Origin of the sequence: Nostoc sp., from assembly GCF_036917575.1 — a bacterium.
Classification (GTDB): domain Bacteria; phylum Cyanobacteriota; class Cyanobacteriia; order Cyanobacteriales; family Nostocaceae; genus Nostoc.
Map to the genome: position 1 here is coordinate 63,042 of NZ_JBALDC010000070.1, position 10,013 is coordinate 73,054.

At 41.5% G+C, this 10,013-nt stretch carries 5 protein-coding genes and 3 pseudogenes; 2 read left to right on the forward strand and 6 right to left on the reverse strand.

Annotated features, from left to right (window positions below; translation table 11 throughout):
- Nucleotides 1–44 precede the first annotated feature (44 nt).
- From V7K79_RS20040 to V7K79_RS20060, 6 genes and pseudogenes are all read right to left on the reverse strand, one after another.
- Entirely contained in the window at nt 45–1,235 is a 1,191-nt protein-coding gene (locus tag V7K79_RS20040) for a pyridoxal phosphate-dependent aminotransferase (protein WP_335049739.1), read from the reverse strand.
- Between the two features lie 318 nt (nt 1,236–1,553).
- The gene (locus V7K79_RS20045) at nt 1,554–1,775 is read right to left on the reverse strand and encodes a hypothetical protein (RefSeq protein WP_335049740.1); all 222 of its coding nucleotides are present in this window, start codon (nt 1,773–1,775) and stop codon (nt 1,554–1,556) included.
- Between the two features lie 204 nt (nt 1,776–1,979).
- Nucleotides 1,980–3,053, reverse strand: a pseudogene (gene nrdJ / locus V7K79_RS30030) (ribonucleoside-triphosphate reductase, adenosylcobalamin-dependent); the annotation flags it as partial.
- A 289-nt stretch (nt 3,054–3,342) separates the two neighbouring features.
- Nucleotides 3,343–4,224 (reverse strand): annotated as a pseudogene (locus tag V7K79_RS30035) (ribonucleoside-triphosphate reductase, adenosylcobalamin-dependent); the annotation flags it as partial.
- Between the two features lie 93 nt (nt 4,225–4,317).
- Nucleotides 4,318–6,117, reverse strand: coding sequence for a group II intron reverse transcriptase/maturase (gene ltrA / locus V7K79_RS20055; protein ID WP_335049741.1), 1,800 nt, complete (start codon nt 6,115–6,117; stop codon nt 4,318–4,320).
- Between the two features lie 668 nt (nt 6,118–6,785).
- Nucleotides 6,786–7,043, reverse strand: a pseudogene (locus tag V7K79_RS20060) (ribonucleoside-triphosphate reductase, adenosylcobalamin-dependent); the annotation flags it as partial.
- Nucleotides 7,044–7,413: 370 nt separating this feature from the next.
- On the opposite strand from V7K79_RS20060, the gene tilS reads away from it, so the two are divergent.
- Nucleotides 7,414–8,430, forward strand: coding sequence for a tRNA lysidine(34) synthetase TilS (tilS, locus tag V7K79_RS20065; protein ID WP_335049742.1), 1,017 nt, complete (start codon nt 7,414–7,416; stop codon nt 8,428–8,430).
- Between the two features lie 508 nt (nt 8,431–8,938).
- Entirely contained in the window at nt 8,939–9,733 is a 795-nt protein-coding gene (locus tag V7K79_RS20070) for an LmeA family phospholipid-binding protein (RefSeq protein ID WP_335049743.1), read from the forward strand.
- Nucleotides 9,734–10,013 lie beyond the last annotated feature (280 nt).

The following is a 10,013-nucleotide window of genomic DNA, read 5'->3' on the forward strand; positions in this document are numbered from 1 at the left end:
GACGAGGTACGTGAAGGAGGCAGGAGGCAGGAATTGGATGACTCTTAACTCCTGACTATAGTTTCCAAACCTTGCACTAATCTCTCTATACCTTCTTTTACCGTCTCTTTTTGCAGCGCCCCATAAGCAACGCGTAGGTAGCATCCGTCATCCATGCCAAAGGTTGTACCGGGAATAACTGCTACTTTATGTTCCTGAATCAGTCTTTTGACTAACTCAAAAGCATCCATCTGGGTATGAACTTTGAGGAAAAAATAGAAAGCGCCATTGGCGGGAATAATGCTACATAAGCTTTGTAAACGGTTAAGGGAGTCTAATACTAGTTGGCGTACTTGAGCGATGCCTACGGCAGGCTGCGCCAACGCTCCTATATTACTCTTCAAATAATCATCTTTTGCCTGCAATGCCCCTAAAGCTGCATATTGAGAAATGACTGGCGGACAAATCAAAATTGTATCCTGGACTTTTTTAACAGCCACAAGTAAGTGTTTGGGAATCACCATGTAGCCAATGCGCCAACTGGCAAAACCGTATGCTTTGGAAAGGCTATAGAGAGAAATGGTGTACTCGCTACTATGATCAAATGCACCAGGTGAAATGTGTTTTACCCCGTTATAAGTAAAGTATTCATAAGCTTCATCGCTGATGTGGTAAATACTGCGAGTGCCACAAATTTGATTTACTTGGCGCAATGCGGCTTTAGAATAGACAACTCCAGTTGGATTATTTGGGGAAATTGTCACCACAGCCTTTGTTTTAGGAGTAATTGCTTGAGCGATCGCATCTGGACGCAGTTGGTAATTTTCATCTGTCGCCACTAATATCGGACGACAACCAGCCATTGCGATCGCCATTTCGTGATTGAAATAGTAGGGCGTATTCAAAATAATTTCGTCGCCTGGGTTAGTGATAGCAAGAATGGCATTCATAAATCCCATATTGCTCCCTGCTGTCACAACGATACAGTTTTTCTCGCTGATTTCAATGCCGTTGAATGTTTGCAATTTTGCTGCAAGTGCTATCAGTAAAGGCGGAATTCCCTCAACTGATTTGTATAAATTATTTGTGGGTTCGGTCAAGAATTTGCTTAAAAATCCTATAGCTTCATCTGGTGGGTTGTAAAAAACAACACCTTGTCCTAAAGAGATAGTTCCAGGAGAGTTTTTAATCAGTTCCCCAACCACAGGAATAATTGGCGACTGTACCGCCTGCATACGAGAGGTTAGGGATTCCATATTTTCTTGCCTATGTACCTGCCTTTAGTATCTCTTAATAGGTGAACAACCAACTAATACCAATTCAAAATTCACGCATTAAGAAAGCCAGACAGAACAAAGGTATGTCCGTATGTATCTGTCGCATTCTTTTTTCAAATTTGTATAATCCAGCACGGTTCAAATAAATCACCCATTCCAATTAATGATATGTTTACTCGTTACCATTTCAATCCCCGAAGTAAAAATCATTATTGTAGAAAGTAGGGAGTCAGTGTTGCCTACGGCAGCTCTAACTCCCTATTTTGTAGTAAATTTAACTACGTCATGTTGGAGTTTTTAGTCAATCGAAATCTGCTGAGGGCCAGTGGCTTTGCCGTTATATGCATCCGTTATGGTGATGCTGGTGTAACCATTTGAGCGAGTCTGTTTATCTAGCCAGCTTTTTACTGGATCGTCTGCAAGATTGAGTCGAAGTACACCAGAGAAAAACCCACCCACAAATGAGACTGGATGGCGAGTAAATTCTCTGAATATAGGTGACAATTCATCAATGAACATAAAAAGACTCCTGGCACTGCCGTAAAAAATTATTACTTCTTAATTGATCGTAACGTGTTAAAGGATTAAGCATTGGGCATGGGGCATGGAGAACAGACAAGATAGACAAGGAAGAGGGAGGAGACAAGGAAGAGATTTGTTCAATAATTCCCCCTGCTCCTTTGCTCCCCTCCTCTCTCACCCTTAATCCCCCGTCATTTGGCGTTATGAGCTTGGTTGCTGATCGGGAAACATACACTTGTCAGAATCACAACCACTAGGGCCAGCCTCTGTCATTTCGCCGAAATCGTAGCGGCTTAGTACTGCACAGAAATCATCTGTTTTGCGCCGCGCTTTCACCTCTTGAGTTAAGCGATCGTAAGTTGATTTATTTATTGGTTCAAATGGCAAACGTGGGAATGATTGCAAATCGTCAAAACGTGCTAAAAGAGCTGCTGAAATATATCCCTCATCATTCTGGATGGTTTCGTAAATACGTTCTCCCAAAGGCTCGATTTCATCAGAGCGAAGTTCCAAAGTGGCTGATGTGTTGTGAGTCACGTACCAACGTTGAACCTGGAGGACAAAATCAAATTGGGCTAAGACTGAAAATTTAGAAACATCAATTTCATCAGCCCCCGGTAAATCAGCCCAAGTCACAGAAACAGGGATTTCTACTAGCCATTCACTCACCCTTTGATCAAAGGGATCGTTAAGCAAATTGCCTTGTTCATCTTTGTCTGACTGAGAGGGAATGACATTGTAACCATAGTCAATACAAGCTAAGGCTACTGGGTCATCTTTGCCGAAGGTGATTCGACGAATGAATCTTTGGGCTTTGGGAGGATGCCACCCTGAACTAGCATTAGTTAATAAAGCTTTAGTGCCACTGGGTTGGACTGTGGTGCAACGATTTGGGCGCTTGAGATTGTGGCGATCGCAATAATCCCAAACCACCCGATGTACAATATCTCTCCAAGAACTGAGGTATTTCTCTTCCTCACGCTTGAAAGCTAATCCTTGTGGAGTTGCCGGTCTTCCTTCTTCCCACCAGCGCAGCCAATCAACACCAAAAGCATGGACAAAGAAATCAAATAAACCTGTAAAAGAAACTCCCACAATCGGGTCTAATTCACGGCTGTATTGATAGCGTGGTTCCAAGAATTTGTGATTTAAAAGTGCTGCTACAGATAACGCCCCAGCAGTGAAAGCCTCCTCTTGTTCCTTGTAGTTATGTGGGTCAATTTGATTGAGGTGAACCTCTGACAAATTACAGTGGAAATTAGAGCCGATGATTTCCTTTCTTTGTTATCCTAGAGGCTTTTTATCCCCTAGTTCTACAGCTTGATTATTTGCAGTAGCTCCGCGTACATTTTGCAGATGTGACTTCAGATAATAAAAGTGTTTTTCACATCCGCCCCCGCACTCTTGGAGAGATTATATTCTAGATACCAATTTTCGATGTAATCTAGTTTCACTCTCTACGCTGTACGGTGTCAAAGGCTTTTTACTTCCTTTGATTACCACGGGATTAGCATCTCAGCTTTCCCCGTTTTTGCGAGGTTTTTAACGTGAGGCAAAATCAATTACCACACGGATTTAAACCATAGCGAGCTAAACGATGTTCTAATTCATTAGCATCCAGATTTGGATAACGTTCTTTTAACCATTGTTTTGCTGTTCCTTGTTCATAAGCTTGCAAAAAACTAGCTTTCACAGCCTGTGTTGGCAGCAAATCAATGTTTGATCGCGCCACGGCTTCACCAGCCCATTGAATTGCTCCCTCGCCACTATAATATTGTTTGCCGACAGCACCGATACATTCTTCTAAAGTTGGCTTGCGGTGAAAAACTCTGGTATGATTTGCCATACGTAGTGCATCACGCTCTGGATCGATTCGCCAGTTACCATTTTCATCTTGCTGCCATAAGTTATCTTTGGCATCGGCGAACAAACTATCAACGCTTGAACCTTGCCTCATGCCAGCTGATCGTCTAATATTACCAGCAACAATTGTGACAGCAGCTTGATCGATTAATAGACAGCATTCAACTGAATTTAATTGTCGTCCTACAGCTTTATTCAAAATAGATGCACAACTCTGATAAAGTCCGGGTAATTTTACAGGATTAGCAACTCCTCCAAAGCCGTTGAGAGTTTCTCCTGATTTGCGGACATCGCTGATATCAACTAATACTTCAACTTCTGCTGAAAATTGTTCATCAGTAGAGAGTTCTAATAAGGCTTGATATGATTCAACCCAACCTTCACGGCTATCTCCAACGTGAATAATGACGTTATTGCCTTCTATATGAGTTTCAGTATATTCACGCCTCTGTTGGACAGGAGTGCTGCCAATTTCGCCTTGGACAGTGACTTTGAGTTGATTCCGAATGAGGGGCAACTGGTTAATAAATTGTGGTTCTAAGACGGCTCCAGTTCCACAGCCCATCATTGCCAGATCCATCATTAAGCCGAAGGCACTCCAGTCTTCGAGATTGGTAGAGGTGCAATTATAAGCCCCAGAAAAGTTCTTTGGCTTGGTTATCCAGTCTGTATTACCCTAAGCCACATTGTCGCCAATGTGACTCGGCTTCAGAACCGTGCGTGATACTTTCGCATCACACGGCTCCTCAATGATTTGGCTCTTGTCATGAGTACCGTCTCTTTTGGTTTTGATGTCGTGGCAGTGTCTATGTAATAGTTGGTAATTTTCGTAGCTGTCTTTTCCCCCTTTGGTTCGAGGAATAACATGGTCTACTTCCATTACATCTCCATCTCTGAAGTACATATTGCATTCTGTGCATTTTCCATTCTGCTTTTTCAGCAGTTTGGAGACTCTAGTAGGTAATTCGACACTTTTGCCCATGCGGGTAGCCCAGTAGATGAAATCGCCGTTGTAGGGGCTGACTTCTCCTTTGACTTTGACAAATTTCTGGATATGGAAATCACCGTGGTAGGTAAGATAGAGTGTTTTACCTTCGGTAATAGCGCGGAATATCCAGTTTGACCCGCCTTTGGAGCCGAAATATTTCCTAATCCACCGTTTTATAGATTTGTGTAGGTGTCTAGCCTTAATCCAAGCAATTAACTTCAGTGTTAGTAAATGGTCAAGCTCTGAAAAGATTTCAGCACTGTTAACTTTGGAGTAATAGTTGCTCCATCCAGTGATGATTGGATTTAGTCGCTTGATTAGTTCGACTTGAGATTGACAAGATTTTAACTTATCAATTTCATTAGCTAACCTTTGATAGTGAGCTTTAACAGCCTCTTTGCTTGGCTTAATGTATGTCTTGTATCCTAGCGGTTTTCCGTGTGTGTTTTTGCCTGTTGCGTACTTCCCTACTGGGTACTGGCGGATATTAAAGCCAAGGAAATCAAAACCAGGGGTTTCTTCACCCATGTTTTCCAAGGTGTGGGTGATGCGAGTTTTTTCTGGTCTAAGTTCTAAACCAGTATCATTAAGGAATTCCTCAATTAGTGCTTTAGCCCTCATAAGTACATCCAACTTGGGATGTAGGATGACAAAATCATCGGCATATCTGACTAAGGTGATTTCCTTCTCGTTATTGTCTTTTTTCCCTGGAAGGGTTCGGGCAAATTCCTTGACAATCTTTTCCATTCCGTGTAAAGCGATGTTTGCTAATAGTGGTGAAATTACACCACCTTGAGGGGTTCCTTCATCGGTTGGAAACCATGCTCCGCTATCATAAACACCAGACTTAAGCCATGCTTTAATCTGTCTGCGAAGTTTTGGAAACGTATTGATTTTGTTCAAAAGTTTCTTATGGTCAATTTTGTCAAAACATTTTGCAATATCGGCATCTAGAATATATTTGCTCTTTTGCTTAATTGCTACTTTGATACCCTCAATAGCATCCATACAACTTCTACCAGGTCGGAATCCGTAGCTGTTAGGCTCAAACTTGGCTTCCCATTCGGGTTCCAAGGCTAATTTCACCAGTGCTTGTTTTGCCCGTTCTGCAATAGTGGGTATACCCAAAGGTCTTTTTTCTGTTTTCCCAGGCTTGGGAATCCATACTCTGCGAGTGGGGGTAGATTTGTGGTTTAGTTCTAGTGTTTTCACTAGCTCAAATCGGGCTTTAGGCGTTAGAGCCTTTTTCCCATCTACTCCCGCAGTATTCTTTCCTTGGTTATCTTGTGTCACTTTACGGACGGCAAGCATTTTGGCAGACCAGGAATTTAGAAGAGTCTTTTGCAATTTACGCACTGCTTTGACATCTCCCCTTTGAGAGGCTTGATAGATTCTCTTTTGCAACTTGTACACCGTGCGTTCTAGCTTTCGCCAGTTCACTTGTGTCCATACCACCATCGGTTTTTCCCGTGTTTTAGTCATTTTCATTGCTTTTGTTGAAACTCTATCTTCCAAATCATCGGGAATCTGTCAGCTTATCCATACCCATTACAGGTAGGCATTTTGCTTTTGATTCCATCTCTTCCTGTTAGGGCTTGTGGATTGGTTCCTACTCTAATATCGACCTCTTAGAGAGCCACAGACAGGATTACTTCGTTCCATATAACCTTTTGTTTGAATGTTTAGGACGGTACTACTCAGCCGGAGACAGGAAAGCGTGACCTTTATGGCGGTACTTTCAGGTTCCTATGTGTCTCAGTGTCTTTTGAGCGCAGCGTATCAACCATTTTTTTCGCTGCTTATTGGGTTACGACTGTTCAGACGTACCTTCACTTTCGTTGTCCATGCATTCTTGCTTGCTGGGATTCACCTCATGGTTTGGTTTTACCAGCGTTTTTCCCCGCTTTACCCTTTGATAACCAGTCACTAGGTAGGGGAAATGCTTTCACTCTCACGCTTGGAGGATAGGACTTTGTGATGGATTATCACATCACCTATAAGGTTATACAGTTATCAAGGTTCGGCTATCCGTACATTACTTATTCGGTGATCCGTTTGGGTTTTGTAACGGATTTTTAAGAACCAAGTGAGTCATCTCAAGGCTAAGGATTGGCTAAAAGCCTCTCTGTAGCCAGTTTCGACTCAACGAATCACACACCACCAACCCAGAGCCAGCGCCCACTGGGCATAGCTTTCAAGTTGCGCTGCATCTTATCCAATATGACAGCTTCTTGTTGAGTTAACTTTCCCAATTCGACTAAGCCGAGTAGAGTGCGATCGCACACTTCATCCCAAGTTTCCCTAAGTCCCGCCTTTGTCCGGCGGCTATAGGTTCTAAAAAATACGGGATTAGCAGCCGATGCAGTTTCGGGAAACCTTGCACTCTGGCGTGTTCTTTCGAGATTCTGAACCATATATCAAGTGTCTTGCGTGCGGACAGACTATGACTATACGCCAAGTAGTTTGAGTATTAAAGATTGTCAAATTGTCCACTTTACGCTAGCTCTATCCTGCACTAATCACAAGAAAAATTTATGATGTATAATATCATCCACCCTTGGGTAACAAATATATATTAAGTTTGAATTTACACACTTTTTTGTAAGTAAATTATCTCTATCGCCCGATCTTCAAATCGAAGATAATCGATTAGATATTAAATAAGAAAACTCTCCCCTTGACGACCTTCAGCAGCAACTCAAAGAAGGTAAAAACTAACACCCAAACTTATATACACAGATATAAGAGAAAATTATCTGTATCTGTGTACGCTAAAAAAATAAAATGGTATGGACTCCCCTACATGCAAAAATACATCGCACAATTCGATCGCGCCATTTATTTGAGCGTAACCAACGGCTATTAGTCGCTGTTTCCGGCGGACAAGATTCTTTATGTTTAATCAAATTACTTTTAGATTTACAATCCAAATGGGGATGGGATTTAGGTATCGCTCACTGCGATCATCGCTGGCGTTCTGACTCCGAAGCTAACGCTAACCATGTCGAAAACTTAGCTAAAACTTGGGATATATCTTTTTATTTAGAAACAGCGAACAAGCCGATAAATAGTGAAGCTGCTGCACGCGATTGGCGCTATCAAGCTTTAAGTGCGATCGCTCAGGTAAATAATTATCAATATATAGTTACAGGACACACTGCCAGCGATCGCGCCGAAACTCTCCTCTATAATTTAATTCGCGGTACTGGTGCTGATGGTTTACAAGCCCTAACTTGGCAACGCCCTCTAACTACAGGCATTATATTAGTGCGTCCACTTTTAGAAATTACTCGAATACAAACAGAGCAATTTTGTCAAGAATTCAAATTACCAATTTGGGAAGATTCCACCAATCAAGATTTGCAATATGCCCGCAACCGTATTCGCCAAGAACTATTACCATATTTGCGAGATAATTTCAACCCTCAAGTAGAATCAGCCTTAGCCCAAACAGCAGAACTTTTACAAGCAGAAGTGGAATATTTGGAAAAAGCTGCCCAGAAGTTGCGAGATGGAGCCTTGGGGATAGGGCATGAAAAAGATTTTCTTACTCCTTGTCTTCCTTTAAGGTTAAATCGTCGGGTATTGCAGAAAGCACCACTGGCGTTGCAACGTCGGGTGATGCGTCAGGTATTGCAGCAAATACTGACTGATGCGCCCAGTTTTGAACACATCGAAAAATTAACGGCTTTAATTATAGCGCCCAACCGATCGCAAACCGATCCATTTCCTGGTGGCGCGATCGCTCAAGTAGAAGGCGACTGGATTTGTTTGAAATATCCTCAACCATGCGGAATATGATAAGGATAACTGGAAAAATTACCTTTAATTTTAATCCAGATAAATACAAAAAATTATTAACAGCAAAATATGAGTTCTCAAACAAGCTATAGTTCACATAAGCTTTTCAATATAATTTGTACTTTCTGTAATTTAATTATTTCACCTTAAAATTTATATATTTCAACAGCTTTATGACAATCTTTTAATGCTGGTTATATATCACCTCAATACAAATTGGTAGATTCTCATACGCAATATTCATAATTTTCTTTGCAGAAGTTCTATATTAATGTCAACATTTGACTCATTTTTCATTGCTTGAAATACTATACTTCTGCTGCATTTTCCGTTTATATTCATAATACGTTCCTTTATACCTCGGTTATTAGTAATATTTAATACATTATTTTATGAACCATCAGCTATTCTATACCTACCCATCAGCACAATTAATCATGGGATCGCTTGCTGTATTCTTCATCATTTGTTACAAAAGTACAAAGAACTTCTAGAGACCCAAAACCACATGTTCGGCGGACTTACTGGTTTACAAGATCCTAAAGGCACAGATTGGGGAGAGCGGATGCTCAACACAGTCGCCAGCCAAACGATTCGCCACCTGTTTAGCATGAGCGAGTCAGTAGAAGTCTTTGTGCGCTGTTACCCCTCCAGCAAGCTCTTACAAGGCAGCATTGATAGCTTCAAAATGAGCGGTCGTGGCTTGGTGATTCGGAAAGATTTCGCGGTAGAGGAGATGTCTTTTGAAACCGATGCGGTGGCGATTGACTTCGGCTCGGTTTTAAAGGGCAAACTTAGTCTTAAGCAACCCACTCAAGCGATCGCTCAAGTAATTTTATCAGAAGCAGGCATAAACCAAGCCTTTAATGCAGAACTGGTGAAAAAGCGCCTACTTGACCTCACCATACCATCACTGACAGCATTATCTGGCGGTGAACCAGTCTCCTTTACGGAAGTTCAGGTAAAGCTATTACCAGAAAATCACTTACAACTTGTAGCAAAAGCAGATTTAAACAATGGCGAACTTGTACCTTTAAGCATGATCCTAGCTATAAGCATTGAAAGGCGGCGGCGAGTTTCTTTCAAAGATCCAAAAATCGAACTTGACCAAGTACCAGAAGCACAACGGGAGATTTCGCAAACCTTGAGCGTGGCACTGGCAGAAATTTTAGATAATATGGTTGATCTCGATCGTTTTGACCTCGATGGAGTGAAAATGCGGCTCAACCGATTAGAAACTGAAGGTCAAAAACTTATTTTCAGTGGATATGCTGAAATTGAACGTATTCCAAATAGTTCTTAATCTAAGAGGATATTTACAAAGTGTGCGAAAGGTATAATTTGTCATTCTGAGCCTAAGGAAGTGGAGGATTCGCGTAGCGTCTCGAAGAGAAGAATCGCAATTTCCTGTGGGTTTATGAGATGCAACACTTGGTTATTGCTTCATTCAGTATGACATTTTTAACTTCTCACATATCGTCTAAGATTATAGGAAAAAATTAATTCTAACCGTATACAAATTAAAACTTCACTAGAAATTAAGGCGTAAAAATTACCATTACTGACAATAGTAAGGGAATGTA

What these genes read in the sequence shown, in the direction of transcription:
- ltrA (WP_335049741.1), bottom strand. Translation starts at nt 6,117, where the DNA reads ATGAAAATGACTAAAACACGGGAAAAACCGATGGTGGTATGGACACAA.
- V7K79_RS20070 (WP_335049743.1), top strand. Translation starts at nt 8,939, where the DNA reads ATGTTCGGCGGACTTACTGGTTTACAAGATCCTAAAGGCACAGATTGG.
- V7K79_RS20040 (WP_335049739.1), bottom strand. Translation starts at nt 1,235, where the DNA reads ATGGAATCCCTAACCTCTCGTATGCAGGCGGTACAGTCGCCAATTATT.
- tilS (WP_335049742.1), top strand. Translation starts at nt 7,414, where the DNA reads ATGGTATGGACTCCCCTACATGCAAAAATACATCGCACAATTCGATCG.
- V7K79_RS20045 (WP_335049740.1), bottom strand. Translation starts at nt 1,775, where the DNA reads ATGTTCATTGATGAATTGTCACCTATATTCAGAGAATTTACTCGCCAT.